The sequence below is a fragment of the Pseudomonas sp. CCI1.1 genome, from assembly GCF_034348165.1.
Classification (GTDB): Bacteria; Pseudomonadota; Gammaproteobacteria; order Pseudomonadales; family Pseudomonadaceae; genus Aquipseudomonas; species Aquipseudomonas paracarnis.
Window position 1 is genome coordinate 4,062,824 of record NZ_CP133780.1, and the last position, 20,396, is coordinate 4,083,219.

At 61.4% G+C, this 20,396-nt stretch carries 17 protein-coding genes; 6 read left to right on the forward strand and 11 right to left on the reverse strand.

The window, feature by feature from the left end; all coding sequences use genetic code 11:
* Nucleotides 1-141: 141 nt before the first annotated feature.
* From RHM69_RS18430 to bioB, 9 genes are all read right to left on the reverse strand, one after another.
* On the reverse strand, nucleotides 142-1,911 hold the full coding sequence (locus RHM69_RS18430) for an acyl-CoA dehydrogenase C-terminal domain-containing protein (RefSeq protein ID WP_200645891.1): 1,770 nt from the start codon (nucleotides 1,909-1,911) through the stop codon (nucleotides 142-144).
* Nucleotides 1,912-2,001: 90 nt separating this feature from the next.
* Nucleotides 2,002-3,291, reverse strand: coding sequence for a sensor domain-containing diguanylate cyclase (locus tag RHM69_RS18435; RefSeq protein WP_014720203.1), 1,290 nt, complete (start codon nucleotides 3,289-3,291; stop codon nucleotides 2,002-2,004).
* Nucleotides 3,292-3,511: 220 nt separating this feature from the next.
* Complete coding sequence (locus RHM69_RS18440) at nucleotides 3,512-5,317, reverse strand: phenylacyl-CoA dehydrogenase (RefSeq protein ID WP_003194790.1); 1,806 nt, start codon at nucleotides 5,315-5,317, stop codon at nucleotides 3,512-3,514.
* Nucleotides 5,318-5,643: 326 nt separating this feature from the next.
* Entirely contained in the window at nucleotides 5,644-5,925 is a 282-nt protein-coding gene (locus tag RHM69_RS18445) for a hypothetical protein (protein ID WP_003194792.1), read from the reverse strand.
* 106 nt (nucleotides 5,926-6,031) lie between these two features.
* Nucleotides 6,032-6,712: a dethiobiotin synthase gene (bioD, locus tag RHM69_RS18450; protein WP_014720205.1), complete on the reverse strand. Its 681-nt coding sequence runs from the start codon at nucleotides 6,710-6,712 to the stop codon at nucleotides 6,032-6,034.
* The gene (gene bioC / locus RHM69_RS18455) at nucleotides 6,709-7,521 is read right to left on the reverse strand and encodes a malonyl-ACP O-methyltransferase BioC (RefSeq protein WP_020302161.1); all 813 of its coding nucleotides are present in this window, start codon (nucleotides 7,519-7,521) and stop codon (nucleotides 6,709-6,711) included. The genes bioD and bioC overlap by 4 nt, the downstream gene beginning before the upstream one ends.
* Nucleotides 7,514-8,245, reverse strand: a complete 732-nt coding sequence (locus RHM69_RS18460) for an alpha/beta fold hydrolase (protein ID WP_014720207.1) — start codon at nucleotides 8,243-8,245, stop codon at nucleotides 7,514-7,516. The genes bioC and RHM69_RS18460 overlap by 8 nt, the downstream gene beginning before the upstream one ends.
* A complete protein-coding gene (gene bioF, locus RHM69_RS18465; RefSeq protein WP_200600080.1) occupies nucleotides 8,238-9,419 on the reverse strand; it encodes an 8-amino-7-oxononanoate synthase in 1,182 nt (393 codons plus the stop codon). Before bioF ends, RHM69_RS18460 begins: the two co-directional genes overlap by 8 nt.
* A 65-nt stretch (nucleotides 9,420-9,484) precedes the next feature.
* Nucleotides 9,485-10,540: a biotin synthase BioB gene (gene bioB / locus RHM69_RS18470; protein WP_014720209.1), complete on the reverse strand. Its 1,056-nt coding sequence runs from the start codon at nucleotides 10,538-10,540 to the stop codon at nucleotides 9,485-9,487.
* A gap of 92 nt (nucleotides 10,541-10,632) precedes the next feature.
* Between bioB and RHM69_RS18475 the strand changes: the two genes are divergently transcribed.
* The 5 genes from RHM69_RS18475 (at nucleotide 10,633) to rarD (ending at nucleotide 16,399) form a co-directional block, all read left to right on the forward strand.
* Entirely contained in the window at nucleotides 10,633-11,370 is a 738-nt protein-coding gene (locus RHM69_RS18475) for a ComF family protein (RefSeq protein ID WP_069868802.1), read from the forward strand.
* Between the two features lie 58 nt (nucleotides 11,371-11,428).
* Nucleotides 11,429-12,193, forward strand: a complete 765-nt coding sequence (locus RHM69_RS18480) for a TOBE domain-containing protein (protein ID WP_069868804.1) — start codon at nucleotides 11,429-11,431, stop codon at nucleotides 12,191-12,193.
* Between the two features lie 79 nt (nucleotides 12,194-12,272).
* Nucleotides 12,273-14,171 (forward strand): PhoX family protein, encoded by a 1,899-nt coding sequence (locus tag RHM69_RS18485; RefSeq protein WP_200600082.1) that lies wholly within the window; start codon nucleotides 12,273-12,275, stop codon nucleotides 14,169-14,171.
* Nucleotides 14,172-14,332: 161 nt separating this feature from the next.
* Entirely contained in the window at nucleotides 14,333-15,307 is a 975-nt protein-coding gene (locus RHM69_RS18490) for a serine/threonine protein kinase (RefSeq protein WP_003194811.1), read from the forward strand.
* A gap of 207 nt (nucleotides 15,308-15,514) precedes the next feature.
* Entirely contained in the window at nucleotides 15,515-16,399 is an 885-nt protein-coding gene (gene rarD / locus RHM69_RS18495; protein WP_020302157.1) for an EamA family transporter RarD, read from the forward strand.
* Between the two features lie 222 nt (nucleotides 16,400-16,621).
* On the opposite strand, the gene RHM69_RS18500 is transcribed toward rarD, so the two are convergent.
* The gene (locus RHM69_RS18500) at nucleotides 16,622-17,134 is read right to left on the reverse strand and encodes a glycine cleavage system protein R (protein WP_003194815.1); all 513 of its coding nucleotides are present in this window, start codon (nucleotides 17,132-17,134) and stop codon (nucleotides 16,622-16,624) included.
* A gap of 320 nt (nucleotides 17,135-17,454) precedes the next feature.
* Between RHM69_RS18500 and RHM69_RS18505 the strand changes: the two genes are divergently transcribed.
* A complete protein-coding gene (locus RHM69_RS18505) occupies nucleotides 17,455-19,632 on the forward strand; it encodes a malate synthase G (protein WP_019817415.1) in 2,178 nt (725 codons plus the stop codon).
* A gap of 158 nt (nucleotides 19,633-19,790) precedes the next feature.
* On the opposite strand, the gene RHM69_RS18510 is transcribed toward RHM69_RS18505, so the two are convergent.
* A complete protein-coding gene (locus RHM69_RS18510) occupies nucleotides 19,791-20,237 on the reverse strand; it encodes a response regulator (protein ID WP_019817416.1) in 447 nt (148 codons plus the stop codon).
* Nucleotides 20,238-20,396: the final 159 nt, after the last annotated feature.

The following is a 20,396-nucleotide window of genomic DNA, read 5'->3' on the forward strand; positions in this document are numbered from 1 at the left end:
AAGTATTTATAAGTCACATAAACTCATTGTGGGAGCGGCCTTGGTCGCGAATGCGGCGTGCCAGTCGGTACATCTTTGACTGGATCAGCGCATTCGCGGGCAAGCCCGCTCCCACATTTTGCCCCGAACAATCAGTGACCTCTACAGTGCGAAGGCCTGCGCTGGTAATTTCATCAGGCATTCGCTCCCTGCCTCTACCGCAGCACGGTGCATGGCCGTACGCGGCAACAAGCGCTTGAAATAAAAGTCGCAGGTCGCAAGCTTCGCCTGGGCAAACTCTTGGTCGTCGTGGCCGTGCGCCGCGATCGCCATACGCAACCACAGGTAGGCGAGGATGATGTAACCGCTGTACATCAGGTAATCCATGGCCGCCGCGCCCACTTCGTCAGGGTTTTTCATCGCTGCCGTGCCGACCTTCAGGGTCAGTTCGCCCCATTGCTGGTTCAGTTCATTGAGTTGCGCCACATGGGCCTTGAGTTGCGCATGCTCGGCATTGGCCGCGCAGAACTTATGCACAATCTTGGTAAACCCACGCAGCAACTTGCCCTGGCTGCCCAGGACCTTGCGCCCAAGCAGGTCGAGGGCCTGGATGCCGTTGGTGCCTTCATAGATCGGCGCAATCCGTGCGTCACGGGCCAGTTGCTCCATGCCCCACTCTCGAATATAGCCATGGCCACCGAATACCTGCATGCCGTGGTTGGTCACCTCCAGGCCGGTTTCGGTCATGAAGGCTTTACAGATCGGCGTGAGGAAGGCTAACAGGTCCTCGGCTTCCTGGCGTTGGCCAGCGTCGCGGCCCAGGTGCGCGGTATCGAGCAGTTGCGCGGTGAAATAGGTCAACGCGCGGTTGCCCTCGTTGAAGGCTTTCATGGTCAGCAGCATGCGGCGTACATCGGCGTGCACGATGATCGGGTCGGCAGCTTTCTCCGGAGCCTTGGCGCCGGTCAGCGAGCGCATCTGCAAACGGTCATTGGCGTACTTGATCGCGCCCTGGAAGCTCGCCTCGCCGTTGCACAGGCCCTGCATGCCGGTGCCCAGGCGTGCGTGGTTCATCATGGTGAACATGCAGTTGAGGCCCTTGTTCGCCTCGCCAATCAAATAGCCTTTGGCGCCATCGAAGTTCAACACGCAGGTGGCCGAGGCCTTGATGCCCATCTTGTGTTCGATGGAGCCGCAGTGCACCGCATTGCGCTCGCCGGAGTCGGCATGGAACTTGGGCACGATAAACAACGAAATGCCCTTGGTGCCCTCCGGCGCATCCGGCAGTTTGGCCAGCACCAGGTGGATGATATTGGCGCTCATGTCGTGCTCGCCGGCCGAGATGAAGATCTTGCTGCCGGTGACCGCGTAACTGCCGTCTGCCTGCGGTACGGCGCGGGTCTTGATCAAGCCCAGGTCGGTGCCGCAGTGGGCTTCGGTCAGGCACATGGTACCGGTCCATTCGCCGGCGGTGAGTTTGCTCAGGTAAGTGGCTTTCTGTTCGTCGGTGCCGTGGGCGTGGATGGCGGACATGGCACCGTGGGTCAGGCCAGGGTACATGCCCCAGGAGGTGTTGCTGGAACCGATCATCTCGCTCAGCACCAGGCCCAGGGAATGGGGCAGGCCCTGGCCACCGTAGGCTGGGTCTGCCGCCACGCCGTGCCAGCCGCCGTCCACATACTGGGCAAAGGCTTGCTTGAAGCCTTTGGGCGTGGTCACCACGCCATTATCGAAATGGCAGCCCTCTTCATCGCCGCTGCGATTGAGCGGCGCGAGTACGTTTTCGCAGAATTTGGCGCCTTCTTCGAGGATCGCACTGACCATGTCCGGGCTGGCATCCGTGGCGCCCAGGGCCGCGTAGTGGCCGTGGAAATCGAATACGTTGTCGATCAGAAAGCGCATGTCGCGCAGGGGAGCTTTGTACTCAGGCATGGCAATGTCTCCGGCAGCAGATAGGGTTAACCTACTGCCGGCCATGGCCGTGGACAATCACTGTAGCGCTGCTGAATACAGCGCCATTACTCAACCGGCAGCGCTCTCCATGCGCACCGCGCCACGGCGGGTTTGCCCGGCTGCGACCACACAGTTACGCCCCGCGCCCTTGGCGGTGTAAAGCGCCTGGTCGGCGGATTTGAGTACCTCGTCGGGGCTGCGTTGCTCGGCCTGGCGCTCGGCCACGCCGATGCTTACCGTCACCGACACACTGGACGCGCCGCTGCCGGCACGGCGCTGGCGGCCTTGATGATCGTCCTGGGGGCGGTCCGGGTTGCGCAACTTGATGTCGTAGCTGGCGATGATCTCGCGGATCTCCTCCAGGTGCGGCATGCACTCATCCAGGGTCTTGCCGGCAAACACCACGGCAAACTCTTCACCGCCGTAACGGTAGGCCCGCCCGCCTCCATTGACCTTGGACAACTTGCTCGCCACCAGGCGCAGCACCTGGTCGCCCACGTCGTGGCCGTGGGTGTCATTGAAACGCTTGAAGTGATCGACGTCGCTCATCGCCAGCACATAGTTGCGACCTAGCCGCTGCATGCGCTCGTTGAGGGCACGGCGCCCCGGCAAGCCGGTGAGTTCATCACGGAACGCCATTTGATACGCCTCGTGCGCCACGCCCGCAGCGATCATCAGCATCACTTGGCTGCACATGATGTTGAGGGTGAACGGCAGGATGAAAGTTTGCGGCAACATCCAGAACATGCCCAGCAGCCCCACCAGTTGTGCGGCGTGCAGCGGGCGCGGCTGGTACCAGTATTGAGCGGCCAGGGTGAGAAAGCCGATCAGGAACATTGGGTACGAGAGTTGGATCAGGCTCATCCAGGCGCCATGCAGCATCGGCCAACGGATCTCCGCCAACCAGCCCAGCAAGGCCTGGGGAAAACTTTGCTCCAGGGCCAGCGCCACACTGCCCACCGCCAGCAGCACCGCGCAGCGGGCGACGAAGTCACGAAACAGATGGGTTTTTTCCTGCCACAGCGCATAAATGCTGAACAGCAAGGGCAACAGCAGGCAACACAGGTGGAACACCACCGCAGCGTCTTCACGCACGCGGCCATTGTCGCGGTAGAAGTCGGTCTGGGTGTCCAGCAGGAAATAGGCGACGTACACCGTGACCATCAGGAACAGTTCACGTTGGCGTCGATACACCGCGCAGTAAGCGCCACCGAGCAGCAGAACCAGGGTGGGCAGTACGTTGAACAGCGAGGTGAAGAAGACGCTGAGGTCCTTGACGTACGCAGCCGAGAGCCCGGCCAGCAACAGCAGCAGCGACGGTAGGAAATGGCTGAAACGTACAGCGGACACGCGTGACAAGGGTAAAACTCCGACCCGCAAACAAATAATGGCACTGTGCTTCTAGGCGGTCAGTTAAGCACAACCGACCGGGCATGTATCACATTGCCATCACTGTAACGGCAGCTCATCGCAATCCCTGAGTGCATTGCTGTGGTTTTTTAGACTCGCGCCTACACACGTACAAAAAAACCGCCGCGTCCCGAAGGAGGCGGCGGTTTTCAGAAGAACCCGGTAAGGCTTAGTAAGCCAGGCCGAAGTCTTCTTCTTTCATGTCCATCAGGTTGTTGGCGCCCGACAGCATGGTTGCCACGTGGGTGCGGGTACGCGGCAGGATGCGCTGGAAGTAGAAGCGCGCAGTCTGCAACTTGGCGGTGTAGAACGCCTCTTCGCTGGTGCCAGCGGCCAGTTTCTCGGCGGCCAGGCGTGCCATGTCGGCCCAGAAGTACGCCAGGCAGGCGTAGCCGGAGTACATCAGGTAGTCCACCGAAGCAGCACCGACTTCTTCACGGTCTTTCATCGCGGCCATGCCGACCTTCATGGTCAACTCGCCCCACTCTTTATTCAGTGCCGCCAGCGGTGCCACGAACTCGTTAACCGCTTCGTTGCCTTCGTTGGCCTGGCAGAACTTGTGCACGATCTTGGTGAAACCCTTGAGCGCTTCGCCTTGGGTCATCAGCACTTTACGGCCGAGCAAGTCCAGCGCCTGGATACCGGTGGTGCCCTCGTACAGCATCGAAATGCGGCTGTCGCGAACGTTCTGCTCCATGCCCCACTCAGCGATAAAGCCGTGGCCACCGTAGATCTGCACGCCATGGTTGGCCGATTCAAAACCGACTTCGGTCATGAACGCCTTGGCGATCGGAGTCATGAAGGCCAGCAGGGCATCCGCCTGTTTCTTGGCTTCGTCGTCGGTACCGTACTTGACGATGTCCACTTGCTTGGCAGTGAAGTACACCATCGCACGGTTACCTTCGGCGAAGGCCTTCATGGTCAGCAGCATGCGGCGTACGTCAGGGTGCACGATGATCGGGTCAGCGGCTTTATCTGGCGCTTTCGGGCCGGTCAGGGAGCGCATTTGCAGGCGATCACGCGCATATTTCAAGCCGCCCTGGAAGCCGATCTCGGCGTGAGCCAGGCCTTGCAGCGCGGTGCCCAGCCGAGCGGTGTTCATAAAGGTGAACATGCAGTTCAGGCCTTTGTTCGCCGGGCCGATCAGGAAACCGGTGGCCGCGTCGAAGTTCATCACGCAGGTGGCGTTGCCGTGGATGCCCATCTTGTGTTCCAGGGAACCACAGGTGACCGCGTTGCGCTCGCCCACCGAGCCATCGGCGTTGGGCAGGAACTTGGGCACGATAAACAGCGAGATGCCTTTGGTGCCAGCCGGTGCATCCGGCAGGCGGGCCAGTACGATGTGGACGATGTTGTCGGCCATGTCGTGTTCACCGGCCGAGATGAAGATCTTGGTACCGGAGACTTTGTAGGAACCGTCAGCCTGAGGCTCGGCCTTGGTGCGCAGCATGCCCAGGTCGGTGCCGCAGTGTGGCTCGGTCAGGCACATGGTGCCGGTCCATTCGCCCGACACCAGCTTGGTCAGGTAAGCGTCTTGCTGCTCGGGAGTGCCGTGCTCGGAAATGGTATTCATCGCGCCATGGGACAGGCCAGGGTACATGCCCCACGACCAGTTGGCTTCGCCGACCATTTCACTCACAGCCAGGCCCAGGGATTCCGGCAGGCCTTGGCCACCGTGCTCCACGTCGTGGGCCAGGCTTGGCCAGCCGCCTTCGACGAATTGTTTGTAGGCCTCTTTGAAACCCGCAGGGGTCTTAACGCCTGACTCACTCCAGGTACACCCTTCGATGTCGCCCACGCGGTTCAACGGTGCCAGTACTTGCTCACAGAACTTGGCGCCTTCTTCGAGGATGGCGTCGACCATGTCCGGGGTAGCGTCCTGGCAAGCCGGCAGGCTCTGATAGTGCGCTTCATAACCGAGCAGTTCGTCACGAACGAAGCGAATATCACGCAAGGGGGCCTTGTAGTCAGGCATAGCGATAAACCTCTGCTGATGTAACTGGGATGAACAACCGCGTGGATTTGTTATGGCGGTCAAACAGGTGTTTGAAACATACGTTTACCACCCAGGGTTGTCAAGCGTCGGCCAGATGCCGTTTGTCTTGACGCGGGTCAGCCAGGCACGGCGAGGCCTGCGGCGGGATGCCTCATGATTTAAGGAAAGCAGAATGTCGCGGAACGACTGTGGGAGCTGGCTTGCCTGCGATGCAGACGCCAGGGTGTATCTATCAGGCAGTATGCGTTGATGCTATCGCAGGCAAGCCAGCTCCCACAGAGAGGAGCGGGCAAGCGATAGAGAAGTTAAGCGTAGGTATCGATCAAGGTACCGAGCATTTCGTCCGAAGCCTTGGCGACTTTCGCCCCCAGCTCGACTTGAAACTTGCCCTGGGCCATTTCCACCATGTTGCTCGCCGAGTTGGACGCTTGGGCGCGGTCATTGGCTTGCAGACGGTCGCTTTGCGCGGCAGATGGCTGGGTGGTTCCGGCGCTGGCAATCTTGCCGGCCGCCTGGTCGACACGGTTCTGCCCGGTCTGAATAGTGCTCAGGCCCGAATAAAACGCGCTGCTTCCAGAGATGTCCATGGCGTAAGCCTGCCTTTAGAGAATCGTGAAGCCCGATTGAACCAGACATCCTGGCAAAAGGCCCGTCAAAAACACTAATGGCATATTGCCTTAGCGATAGCCAAAATCAGTCAAGCAGGTCCAGCTCCAAGTACTCGGCCACCGCGGCAGCCCCGGCATGCTTGAGTTTAGGCACTCGCCCCAGGCAAGGCGCGGGCAGGCGCTCAGCCAGGGTGGCGAGGTTTTCTTCCAGACGAGAGGTCTTGGGGTCGATGATATTTGCCACCCAGCCCGCCAGCGGCAAGCCATCCCGTGCGATGGCTTCGGCGGTGAGCAACGCGTGGCTGATGCACCCAAGGCGCACGCCTACCACCAAGATCACCGGCAGCTTGAGCGCCATGGCCAGGTCCGACAGGTTGGCCTGGTCGGCCAAGGGCACGCGCCAACCGCCTGCCCCTTCGATCAAGGTGAAGTCCGCGCCCCGTGCCAAGATCTGCTGCATCGGTTTGAGCAGCGATTGCACCGTGAGCCCGACGCCCGCCTCGCGCGCTGCCAGATGCGGCGCGATAGCTGGCTCGAAGGCCACCGGGTTGACCTCGGCATAACTGAGCGGCACGGAACACTCGGCCAGCAACGCCAACGCATCGGCATTGCGCAGGCCCTGGGCCGTCAGTTGGCAGCCCGACGCCACCGGCTTTCCGGCGGCCGTGCTTTTGCCGCAAAGCCTGGCCGCATGCAACAGGCCGGCGGCGATGGTGGTCTTGCCAACATCGGTGTCTGTACCGGTGATGAAGTAAGCGGCGCTCATAACGGTTTCTCCAGTACGGCATACACCACCTGGTACGTGGCGGGCAGGCCCTGGGCCTGGCGGAACTGCTCGTAGGCCTCTACCAGCGCGACAATCCGCGCACGGCCCGTCAACCCTCCCGGGCGGCCTGGGTTGAGGTTATGGGCGCCCAGTGCCTTGAGTTCATGGGTCAGGCTGCGCACATCCGGGTAATGCAACACATGGGGCTTTCGCTCCAGGCTGATCACGCGCAAACCACTGGCCGCACACAGTTGCTGATAAGCCTCGAAGGTGCGGAAGCGATTGACGTGGACCAGGCCATCCGCCGCCCGCCAACTCTCGCGCAACTCATCCAGGGTGCCTACGCACAGGCTGGCAAAGGCCAGCACGCCACCTGGTCGCAGCACGCGCCGGGCTTCGCTGAGCACCGCATCAAAATGGGCACACCACTGTACCGCGAGGCTGGAGAAGAGCAGCTCAACGCTGTCAGCTGCAAGCGGCAAGCGTTCTGCATCACCGGCTATAAAGTGCGCGGCGCCGCCCAGCGGACGCGCGTGGTTGAGCATGCCCTCGGCAATGTCCAACGCCACACCTTGGCTGCCGGGCAAACGCTTGCCCAATACGCGGCTGAAGTAACCCGTGCCACAGCCCATGTCCAGCCAACGCTGGGGCACCAGGCCGTGCGGCAAGCGGCTGAGCAGTTCATGCCCGACCGCACGCTGCAACTCGGCCACGCTGTCGTAACTGGCCGCCGCACGGGAGAACGAGGCTGCGACCTGGCGCTTGTCCGGCAAGCCCCCAGGCAAGGGCGGGTGGGATAGGTCAGTCATCGACACACTCATGCAAAAAAGCCTGGATAGCCCCGGCCACTCCGTGAGGGTCTTCCAGAAGAAACGCGTGACCGGCCTGTTCAATCAGGCCGATTTCTACATCGGGGAGCAAGGCCAGCAGATCACTGGCGGCTTCGGCAGGCACCAACCCGTCCAGGCCGGCAAACAGGTGCAACTGCGGCCCGCGAAAAGCCTGCAAGGCCGCCCGCGTATCCAGTTGGGCCAGCAGCTCCAGGCCGGGCATCAAGACGCTGGGGGAGGTATTCGGCGCACCGCTGACCAACAACCGCGACAAGCCGCGCGGGTCTTCGGCACCCTTGGCGCACAACAGGCCAAAACGCTTGAGCGTGACCTGGGAGTCGGCGTGGCAGCCGGCCAGAAATGCATCGAAGGTTTCAGCAGGCATCCCATGGGGCCAGCCGTCATGGGCGACGAAACACGGGTTGCTCGCCAGGGTCAGCAAGCCGCAGCACCGCTCGCCACGGCGCGCCGCCAACTCGGACGCGAGCATGCCGCCCAGCGACCAGCCCCCGAGCCAGGCATTGTCCGGCAGCGTCGCATCGAGTTCATCGAGCCACTCACCGAGTTCGCTGGCTTGCAGCGCCGGCAAGGGTTCGATCTGTACCTGTAAATGCTCGTTCAGGCCGTGCAGCGCAGCGGCCAACGGTTCTAGCGGGGACACACCCAGTCCCCAGCCCGGCAGCAATATCAGTCGATTACGCATGGCCGGGCTCCGAGGCGTCTAATAAGCGAAAACACGCTTGCAACCCATCTAACAATAGCTGCACCTGCGCCTCGCTGTGGGCCGCCGTCAATGTCACCCGTAGACGGGCACTGCCGGCGGGCACGGTCGGTGGGCGAATGGCAGTCACCATCAGGCCACGCTCGCGCAGCATCTGCGACAGGCGCAGTGCCCGGGCGCTGTCTCCAATCAGGATCGGTTGGATCGGCGTAAAGCTGTCCATCAAGCCCAGGCCGATCTGCTCGGCGCCATGACGGAACTGGCGGATCAACGCGTTGAGGTGCTCGCGTCGCCAATGTTCGCTGCGCAGCAGTTCCAGGCTTTTGAGGGTGGCGCAGGCCAGTGCCGGTGGTTGGCTGGTGGTGTAGATATACGGGCGGGCGAATTGGATCAGGCTCTCGATCAAGTCCTCACTGCCGGCCACGAAGGCCCCGGCGGTGCCGAACGCTTTGCCCAAGGTGCCAACCAGCACGGGCACGTCGTCCTGGCTCAAGCCGAAATGCTCGACGATGCCGCCGCCGTTGGCGCCCAGCGGGCCGAAGCCATGGGCGTCATCCACCATCAGCCAGGCCCCTTTGGCCCGGGTTTCACGGGCCAGCGCGGGCAGGTCGGCAAGGTCGCCGTCCATGCTGAACACACCGTCGGTGACCACCAAGGTATTGCCGGTGGCTTTCTCCAGGCGCTTGGCCAGGCTGCCTGCGTCGTTATGCAGGTAGCGGTTGAAACGCGCACCGGACAGCAAACCAGCATCCAGCAAGGACGCGTGGTTAAGCCGGTCTTCCAATACCGTATCGCCCTGCCCCACCAGCGCCGTGACCGCGCCGAGGTTGACCATGTAGCCGGTGGTGAACAGCAAGGCACGCGGGCGACCGGTCAAGTCAGCCAGAGCTTCTTCCAGCTCATGGTGCGGGGTGGCGTGGCCCACCACCAAATGCGAAGCGCCACCGCCCACGCCCCAGCGGGACGCACCGGCGCGCCAGGCTTCGATCACTTGCGGGTGATTGGCAAGGCCCAGGTAATCGTTATTGCAGAAGGCCAACAACGGTTGCCCGTCCACCACCACATGCGGGCCTTGGGGGCTCTGCAGCAAGGGGCGCTGGCGGTAAAGATGGTCGGCACGGCGAACAGCGAGGCGCGCGGCGAGATCGAAAGACATGCTGGCCTCGATTTAACAGGTTCAACTCAATCCACTGGAGGAGCTGGAATGCATTCCAAAGGTGGTTACACCACAGCGTTGTAGAACTGCTCGCTGCTCTTTTGCTCCACCAACGCCTGCTCGATCGCCGCCTGGTGCACTTCATCGGCATGCTCTTCACGGGCTTCGGGCAGGATGCCCAGGCGTGCGAACAGTTGCATGTCCTTGTCAGCCTGGGGGTTAGCGGTGGTCAGCAGTTTGTCGCCGTAGAAGATCGAGTTGGCGCCGGCAAAAAACGCCAGGGCCTGCATCTGCTCGTTCATGGCTTCGCGGCCGGCCGACAGGCGCACATGGGACTGCGGCATCAGGATGCGCGCCACCGCCAGCATGCGGATGAAATCGAAGGGGTCGATGTCATCGGCGTTTTCCAACGGCGTACCCGCTACCTTCACCAGCATGTTGATCGGCACCGATTCCGGATGCTCCGGCAGGTTGGCCAGTTGGATCAGCAAGTTGGCACGGTCGTCGAGGGACTCGCCCATGCCGAGGATACCGCCCGAGCAGATCTTCATCCCCGAATCACGCACATAGGCCAGGGTTTGCAGGCGCTCGCTGTAGGTGCGGGTGGTGATGATCGAGCCGTAGAACTCCGGCGAGGTGTCGAGGTTGTGGTTGTAGTAGTCAAGGCCGGCCTGGGCCAGCGCTTCGGTCTGGTCCTGGTCGAGGCGTCCGAGGGTCATGCAGGTTTCCAGGCCCATGGCCTTCACGCCTTTGACCATTTCCAGCACGTAGGGCATGTCTTTGGCCGACGGATGTTTCCATGCCGCACCCATGCAGAAACGCGTCGAACCGATGGCCTTGGCACGAGCGGCCTCCTCGAGGACCTTCTGCACCTCCATCAACTTCTCTTTTTCCAGGCCAGTGTTGTAGTGGCCCGACTGCGGACAATATTTGCAATCTTCCGGGCAGGCGCCGGTCTTGATCGACAGCAGGGTCGAGACCTGCACGCGGTTGGCGTCGAAATGCGCGCGGTGCACGGTCTGCGCCTGGAACAACAGGTCGTTGAAGGGCTGCACGAACAGGGCTTTGACTTCAGCTAAAGACCAATCGTGACGCAGGGTGGCAGAGGTGCTGGCGCTCATGGGCGATTCCTTGATTATGCTTTGGCAAGCGCTGTGGGAAGGGCAATATCCACAGGCACGACACGGATGCTCGGCATATTTAAGGAAGATTCATGCACTGTCAACCTGAGCACAAACACCAAGTTTACATCTGGTTAAAAAGCATACAGACCTGTTTGATTTGCGATGAGTGCACCGACTCGGCCGAGGCCGTGTGCAACGCCTGCGAAACAGAATTGCCATGGCTGATGGAACAATGCGAGCGCTGCGCACTGCCCTTGCCCATGGATGGGTTGATCTGCGGCCAGTGCCAAAAACAGCCTCCGGCCTTTCATCAGGTGGTCGCGCCATGGACCTACAGTTTTCCCGTGGACACCCTGATCAGCCGCTTCAAGCATCAGGCGCGTTGGCCGCTGGGGCACTTGCTGGCGCGTCTGCTGGGGCAGCACTTGCAGCATCGCTTCGATAACGCCGAACTGGAGCGCCCCGACTGCCTGCTACCGGTGCCCATGGCGCGCAAACGCCTGCGCGAACGCGGCTTTAATCAAGCGTTGATGCTGGCCCGCTGGCTCAGTCACGCCCTCGACATTCCCTTTGATGAGCATGCGCTGTTGCGCCCCCATGAAACCGTGGCGCAGCAAGACCTCGATGCCAAGACCCGCAAACGCAACCTGCTCAACGCCTTCGCACTGGCCCCCGGCATTCAGGTTGCCGGGCAACATCTGGCGCTGGTAGACGACGTCCTCACCACCGGCGCCACCGCCCACAGCCTGGCGCGCTTGTTGATAAACGCCGGCGCGCGCCAGGTGGACGTGTATTGCCTGGCCCGTACGCCCAAACCCGGCAGCTGACTTGACTCCCCTGCGCCAGCGCGGCAACGTCGGCGCATCTCACCCAAGCGTATCTGCCATGTCTGTGCCCAGCCCTCTCAGCCAACACATCATCCGCCGCCCCCAGCGTATTGCCTTGCTGGGGCATATCGCCGAGCAGGGCTCCATCACCCGTGCGGCCAAGAGTGCCGGGTTGAGTTACAAGGCCGCCTGGGACGCCATTGATGAGCTGAACAACCTGGCGCAAAAACCGCTGGTGCAACGCAGCGTCGGTGGCAAGGGCGGTGGCGGCGCCAAACTGACGCAGGAAGGGGAACGGGTCCTGCGCCTTTATCAGCGCCTGCAACTGCTTCAGGCCGAGATCCTTGGCTCGGACGAAGCGGCCAGCGACTTCAACCTGCTGGGCCGCTTGATGCTGCGCACCAGCGCGCGCAACCAATTGCACGGCCAGGTCAGTACCATAGAGAGCCATGGCCACAACGACATGATCCGCCTGCAATTGGCCGGCGGCCTGCACCTCGACGCACAGATCACCCACGACAGCACCCTGCGCCTGGAACTGCAGACCGGCGTGGAAGTAGTGGCCCTGATCAAGGCCGGGTGGCTTGAATTACTGGTGGACGGGCAAGCTGAAACACTTGGACACAATTGCCTGGAAGGCAGGATCGAGACCATTCTCGCCGCCGAAGACGGCCCCAGCGAGGTGCGTATTGCCCTGCCCAACGGCCAAGTGTTGTGCGCGCTGGCGCCGCCCGTCGCGCTCAAGGCCATTGATGCAGCGCAAGGCCAGCCGATCCGCGTGCAGTTTGCACCCAGCCATGTATTGCTTGGCACCCCGGTGTAACGGGCGCGCGTCTTCAAGCTGCAACAATTCGGTCACAAGCGCTGCTTAAGGTGTTTGCAAAAACCTTAAGGAGCCTGTGATGAGCCTATTAGAAGAAAACCAAGCCACCGACCTTGAACAGATGGTGGGCCTGACCCGCCGTCGCTTTATCGGCGCAGGCGCCCTGTGCGGCGCTGCGATGTTCCTCGGCGGTAACCTGCTGAGCCGCAGCGCCCTGGCCGTGAATGCCGCTTCCGCCAGCCCGCTGCTGGGGTTCACCAGCATCGCCGCCGCCACCAGCGACACCATCACCCTGCCACCGGGCTACAGTGCTTCGGTGTTGATCAGTTGGGGCCAGCCCCTGCACAAGAACGCCCCGGCTTTCGACCCGTCCGGCCATGGCACCGCCAAGGCTCAGGAACAACAGTTCGGCGACAACAACGACGGCATGAGCCTGTTTCCATTCCCCGGTGACGACAACCGCGCGCTGATGGCGATCAACAACGAATACACCAACTATCGCTACCTCTACGCCCACGGCGGCGCGCCACAATCGGCCGAAGACGTGCGCAAGGCCCTGGCCAGCGAAGGCGTGTCGGTGATCGAAGTACGCCGCAAGGGCGACACCTGGCAATTCGTCCAGGATTCACGCTACAACCGGCGCATCCACGGCAATTCGCCGATCCGTTTGAGTGGCCCTGCCGCCGGCCATGACTGGCTGAAAACCACCGCCGACAAGAGCGGCAAAAAAGTCCTCGGCACGTTCCAGAACTGCGCCAACGGCAAGACGCCGTGGGGCACCTACCTGACCTGCGAAGAAAACTTCACCGACTGCTTCGGCAGCAGCAACCCGCAGCAAACCTTCGACGCAGGGCAGAAGCGCTACGGCGTGGTGGCCGCCAGCAAGGACATCAACTGGCATCAGCACGACCCGCGCTTTGATATGGCCAAGAACCCCAACGAACTCAATCGCCATGGTTGGGTGGTGGAAATCGACCCGTTCGATCCGCAATCCACCCCGGTAAAACGCACGGCCTTGGGCCGCTTCAAGCACGAGAACGCGGCCCTCGCCGAAACCCGTGACGGCCGCGCCGTGGTGTACATGGGCGACGATGAACGCGGTGAATTCATCTACAAGTTCATCAGCCGCGATCAGATCAACCACAACAACCCGAAGGCCAACAAAGACCTGCTCGACCACGGCACCTTGTACGTGGCGATCTTCGACGCGGGCGACGGCAACGCCGACCATCCCAAGGGCAAAGGCCAGTGGGTCGAACTCACCCATGGCAAAAACGGCATTGACGCCAGCAGCGGTTTCGCTAACCAGGCCGAGGTGCTGATTCATGCGCGCCTGGCCGCCAGCGTGGTGAAAGCCACACGCATGGACCGCCCGGAATGGATCGTGGTCAGCCCTACCGATGGCCAGGTCTATTGCACCCTGACCAACAACGCCAAGCGCGGCGAAGAGGGCCAGCCGGTGGGCGGCCCCAACCCACGGGAGAAAAACGTCTACGGCCAGATCCTGCGCTGGAAAGCCGAAGCCGATAACCACGGTGCCACGGACTTCACCTGGGACCTGTTCGTGGTGGCCGGCAACCCCGGCGTACATGCCGGCAACCCCAAGGGCGGCTCGTCCAACATCAACCCGCAAAACATGTTCAACAGCCCCGACGGCCTGGGCTTCGACAAAGCCGGGCGCCTGTGGATCCTGACCGATGGCGACTACAGCAACGCCGGCGACTTTGCGGGCATGGGCAATAACCAGATGCTGTGCGCCGACCCGAGCACGGGTGAAATCCGTCGCTTCATGGTGGGGCCGGTGGCGTGTGAAGTGACGGGGATCAGCTTTTCGCCGGACCAGAAAACCTTGTTCGTGGGCATTCAGCACCCAGGGGAAACCGGTGGTTCGACCTGGCCGGAACACCTGCCCAATGGCAAACCCCGGTCTTCGGTGATGGCGATTCGGCGGGATGATGGCGGGATCGTAGGCGCCTGATAGACCGCTATCGCAGGCAAGCCAGCACCCACATTTCGATGTGTAAATACATGCCAGTGTGGGCGCTGGCTTGCCTGCGAAGGCGTCCGCACAGCCACCGGCTATCTATGCTGTTACCATACCCGGCCGGACGCGGCGCCCTGCTGCGCGCAGGAGTTCGCATGGCCCACCCGTTTGAAACACTCACCCCAGACCTGGTGCTCGACGCCGTCGAAAGCATCGGTTTCCTCAGCGACGCGCGGGTTCTGGCGCTCAACAGCTACGAAAACCGCGTGTACCAAGTGGGCATCGAAGACGCCGAACCGCTGATCGCCAAGTTCTATCGCCCCCAGCGCTGGACCAACGAGGCGATCCTCGAAGAACACCGCTTCACCTTCGAACTGGCCGAGTGCGATGTACCGGTGGTCGCCCCCTTGGTCCACAACGGCGAGAGCCTGTTCGAACATGCAGGTTTCCGCTTCACCCTGTTCCCCCGCCGTGGCGGCCGGGCGCCGGAGCCAGGCAACCTCGATCAGCTTTACCGGCTCGGGCAACTGCTGGGGCGTTTGCACGCGGTGGGCTCCACCCGCCCGTTCGAACACCGCGAAGCCCTGGGGGTGAAGAATTTCGGTCACGACTCCCTCACCACCTTGCTTGAAGGCAACTTCATTCCCAAAAGCCTGTTGCCGGCCTACGAGTCCGTGGCCCGCGACTTGCTCAAGCGTGTGGAAGAGGTTTACAAGGCCACGCCGCACAAGAACATCCGTATGCACGGTGACTGCCACCCCGGCAACATGATGTGCCGCGACGAGATGTTCCATATCGTCGACCTGGATGACTGCCGCATGGGCCCAGCGGTGCAAGACCTGTGGATGATGCTGGCTGGTGACCGCCAGGAATGCCTCGGCCAGCTCTCGGAGCTGATGGACGGCTATCAGGAATTCCACGACTTCGACCCGCGCGAACTGGCGCTGATCGAGCCGCTGCGCGCCCTGCGCTTGATGCACTACAGTGCCTGGCTCGCACGACGCTGGGACGACCCGGCGTTTCCCCATAGCTTTCCGTGGTTTGGCAGCGAACGGTATTGGGGTGACCAGGTGCTGGCGTTGCGCGAGCAACTGTCGGCGCTCAATGAAGAACCGCTGAAGCTCTTCTGACCTGGCCCTGCCTCCTGTGGGAGCTGGCTGTCCATGCTCGCCCCCACGCTCTGCGTGGGCGCGCATCCTGTGACGCTCCGCGTCACGATTTAAGAGCAGACGCAGAGCGTCCAAGGCGGCGTTACCACGCAGAGCGTGGGAACGAGCGTTGTCTGACAAATATCCTTACAATTGCGCTTTGTTAGCTGCCTGAGCAAGGATTCTGCAATGCAAGCCGCCAACCCCCGCAAGGGGTACATCCTGGGCCTGAGCGCCTATGTCATCTGGGGTCTGTTCCCGCTCTACTTCAAAGCCATCGCCAGCGTGCCCGCCGCCGAGATCATCGTGCACCGCGTGTTGTGGTCGGCCCTGTTCGGTGGGCTGTTGCTGATGGTGTGGAAACATCCCGGCTGGTTTCGCGAACTGCGCGACAACCCCAAGCGCCTGGCGATCCTGGCCCTCAGCGGTTCGTTGATCGCCGCTAACTGGCTGACCTATGTGTGGTCGGTGAACACCGGGCGCATGCTTGAAGCGAGCCTGGGTTACTACATCAACCCGCTGGTGAATGTGCTGCTGGGCATGCTGATCCTCGGCGAGCGCTTGCGCCGTTTGCAATGGGTAGCGGTGGGGTTGGCAGCGATAGGTGTGGCGCAGCAGGTGTGGCAAGTCGGTAGCCTGCCGTGGGTGTCGCTGGCGCTGGCGCTGACGTTCGGCTTCTACGGTTTGATCCGCAAGCAGGCGCCGGTCAAGGCGCTGCCAGGGCTGGTGGTGGAAACCTGGATGCTGGTACCCATTGCCGTCGCCTGGTTGTTGTTCAACCCGACCGCCCACAGCGCGCAACTGGCGTTCTGGAGCACCTCAGAGGCCTGGTGGCTGGTGGCCGCAGGCCCGGTGACGCTGATTCCCCTAGTGTGCTTCAACGCCGCTGCACGGCATTTGCCCTACACCGCCCTGGGCTTTTTGCAGTATGTGGCGCCGACGCTGGTGTTGCTCGAAGCCGTGCTGTTGTTCGGTGAACACCTGGCGCCGAGCACGCTGATCGCCTTCGCCTTTATCTGGGCCGGGTTGGTGGTGTACAGCCTGGATGCCTGGCTGACCGTGCGTAAACGCTGATCAAATAACGTACAAACCTCTACAAGCCACGGCTTTCGTGGCTTGTAGCGTTCGACCCCAAGGTTATCCACAACCTGATCCCCGCCATTTGTGCACAAGCCCTTGAAACTGCTCGTTTTTTGCTCAACTTGCGCAGAAGGCCGGCGGACGTGGCCTGGCGTCGGGTCTCTACAGGTTATCCACAGGCCCATGCAAGATTTCCCTGCATAACCTTGCGGATCGTTATTCCTCCTGACGCAACTCCACCATCAAGTCATCGGCCAAGGTTTCCAAAGCCTCTTGCAGGGTTTCCAGCGATAGCGTGGCCGGCACTTGCAACAACGCCTCGGCGTTGAACAGCGGATCACCGCTCATGGGCGCCGGGCGCACATCGGTGCTCAGGCGTTCCAGGTTGACGCCCTGCTGGCTCAGCAGCGCGGTGATCTCACGCACGATGCCCGAGCGGTCATTGCCCACCAGGGTCATCAGGATCGGCTTGGACGCCGATGCCTGGCCGCTGCTGCCCTCACCCACCAACACGCGAATGCCATGGGTGGATAAATCCTCCAATGCCCCCACCAATGCCTGGCGCTGCTCGCTCGGCACGCTCACCCGCAGGATCCCGGCAAACTGCCCGGCCATGTGCGCCATGCGGCTTTCCAGCCAGTTACCACCATGACTGGCAATGTTCTGCGCGATGCGTTCAACCAGGCCGGGTTTGTCGGCGGCGATAATAGTGAGTACAAGATGGTCCATGGCGCAGTCCCTCGGTTGGTTGATCCTCGATTATAGACATGCCGCGTTTATCCAGAAGGGACGCGTGATCGTCAACGTCCATCGCAGGCAAGCCAGCTCCCCCAGACAAATCGTGTACCATTTTTATATTTATCTGGAACAATCCAATAGTTTTTTGAGAACATCTGGTTCTCCGCTGTGACCGTACGACCAAAGTGGGTCGCTAAACGACGTATTTAGTCTAATTTTCACAACCGCAAGTCATCATGTAGTATGCCCAACCGTGCACTACATAATGAAAATCTGATAAAGCGCATAAGCTCCGCAGAGTGAGGCAAGCAATGACTGAACACGTTCAAGTCGGTGGCCTGCAGGTCGCCAAAGTCCTGTTCGACTTCGTGAACAACGAAGCCATTCCCGGTACCGGCATCACTGCCGACCAGTTCTGGGCCGGTGCCGACAAGGTCATCCATGACCTGGCCCCGAAGAACAAAGCCCTACTCGCCAAACGCGACGACTTCCAGGCGCGGATCGATACCTGGCACCAGACCCACGCCGGCCAGGCCCATGACCCGGTGGCCTACAAAGCCTTCCTGCAAGACATCGGCTACCTGTTGCCAGAAGCCGCAGACTTTGAGGCCTCGACCCAAAACGTCGATGATGAGATCGCACGCATGGCCGGCCCACAGCTGGTCGTGCCGGTGATGAACGCCCGCTTCGCCCTCAATGCCTCGAATGCGCGCTGGGGCTCGCTGTACGACGCGCTCTATGGCACCGACGCCATCAGCGAAGCCAACGGCGCCGAGAAGGGCAAGGGCTATAACAAAGTGCGTGGCGACAAGGTCATTGCCTTCGCCCGCGCTTTCCTCGACGAGGCCGCACCGCTCAGCGCCGGCAGCCATGTCGATTCCACCGGCTACAAAATCGTCGATGGCAAGCTGATCGTCAGCCTCAAAGGCGGCAGCAACAGCGGCCTGCGTGACGATGCCCAGTTGATCGGTTTCCAGGGCCCTGCGGCCGAGCCGATTGCGATCCTGCTCAAGCACAATGGCCTGCACTTCGAAATCCAGATCGACGCCAGCACCCCAGTCGGCCAAACGGACGCCGCAGGCGTCAAAGACGTGCTGATGGAAGCCGCGCTGACCACCATCATGGACTGCGAAGACTCTGTGGCCGCCGTCGACGCCGATGACAAAGTGGTGATCTACCGCAACTGGCTCGGCCTGATGAAGGGCGACCTGGCCGAAGAAGTGGCCAAGGGCGGCCAGACCTTCACCCGCACCATGAACCCTGACCGCGTCTACACCGGCGTGGATGGCAGCGACGTGACCCTGCACGGCCGTTCGCTGTTGTTCGTGCGCAACGTTGGCCACTTGATGACCATCGACGCGATCCTCGATAAAGACGGCAACGAAGTACCCGAAGGCATCCTCGACGGCCTGATCACCAGCCTGGCGGCGATCCACAGCCTCAACGGCAACAACACCCGCAAGAACAGCCGTACCGGTTCTGTGTACATCGTGAAACCGAAGATGCACGGCCCGGAAGAAGCCGCGTTCACCAACGAACTGTTCGGTCGCATCGAAGAAGTGCTGAACCTGGCGCGCAATACCCTCAAGGTCGGGATCATGGACGAGGAGCGCCGCACCACGGTCAACCTCAAGGCCTGCATCAAGGCGGCCAGCGAGCGTGTGGTGTTTATCAACACCGGTTTCCTCGACCGTACCGGCGATGAAATCCACACCTCCATGGAAGCCGGCGCGATGGTGCGCAAGGCGGCCATGAAGGCGGAAAAATGGATCGGCGCCTATGAGAACTGGAACGTCGATATCGGCCTGAGCACCGGCCTGCAAGGTCGTGCACAGATCGGTAAAGGCATGTGGGCCATGCCCGACCTGATGGCTTTGATGCTTGAGCAGAAAATCGCCCATCCGTTGGCCGGTGCCAACACCGCCTGGGTACCGTCGCCGACCGCTGCGGCCCTGCATGCGTTGCACTACCACAAGGTTGATGTGTTTGCCCGCCAGGCCGAACTGGCCAAGCGCGAGCGCGCTTCGGTGGACGATATCCTCACCATTCCTCTGGCCAGCAACACCGATTGGTCCGAAGAAGAGATCCGCAACGAACTGGACAACAACGCCCAGGGCATCCTCGGCTATGTGGTGCGTTGGATCGACCAGGGTGTGGGCTGCTCCAAGGTGCCGGACATCAACGATGTCGGCCTGATGGAAGACCGCGCCACCCTGCGCATTTCCAGCCAGCACATCGCCAACTGGCTGCGCCACGGCATCGTCAACGAAGCTCAAGTGATGGACAGCCTCAAGCGCATGGCGCCGGTGGTGGACCGTCAAAATGCCGGGGATGCGTTGTACCGCCCACTGGCTCCGGACTTCGACAGCAACATCGCGTTCCAGGCAGCGGTGGAGTTGGTGATTGAAGGGACCAAGCAGCCCAATGGCTATACCGAGCCGGTGTTGCATCGCAGGCGTCGGGAGTTCAAGGCCAAGAACGGCCTGTAATGGAAAAAGCCCTGATCGAAAGATCGGGGCTTTTTTATCAGGTGTGTCAGTTAGACCGCGTTGCCTGAATCGCAGGCAAGCCAGCTCCCACAGGGGGATGCATTTCAAATGTGGGAGCCGGGCTTGCCCGCGAAGAGGCCAGGCCAGTCACCCCACACTCAGGGCACCATCCCCAACTCCCGCTTTACCAACTTCGCCAACTTCACGCTATCAATCGGCTTGAGCAAGAAATCCACCACGCTCAAATGCATCGCATCAATCACATCCGGCGCTTCCGCGTCTCCAGACATGATGATGATCGGCAACGCCGCACGGGTGGACTCACGCACCTGGCGGATCAATTCCAGGCCATTGCTGGGCGCCATGCGCAGGTCGGTGATCAGCAAACCGATGGAACTGCTCGTCTTCAACAAATCCCACGCAGCCTCGCCACTTTCGGCAGTCATGCAGCGAATACCATCGAGCCCAAGGATTTCCGCCAGCAATTCACGCGCGTCCTTGTCGTCGTCCACGATCAAAACGCGTTGGGGGGGTAAATCGGGCTCCAGCATCACGGCGCTCAGCGCCTCGCGCTCGGCATCACTCAAAATATCGTGGTCGGACATACGTTTCTCAGCAGTTCTCATCAATCTCCCAGCACACTCGTCAGACATCTGCGGAAGGGCGAACAATGTGCACTTCGTCGGAAAGTTTGCCTAGTGGGCTTTCTACGGGTTTTGGACGATTGTCATGTAAGGTTTTTCCCTAGTTTTGCGCGGTATTCC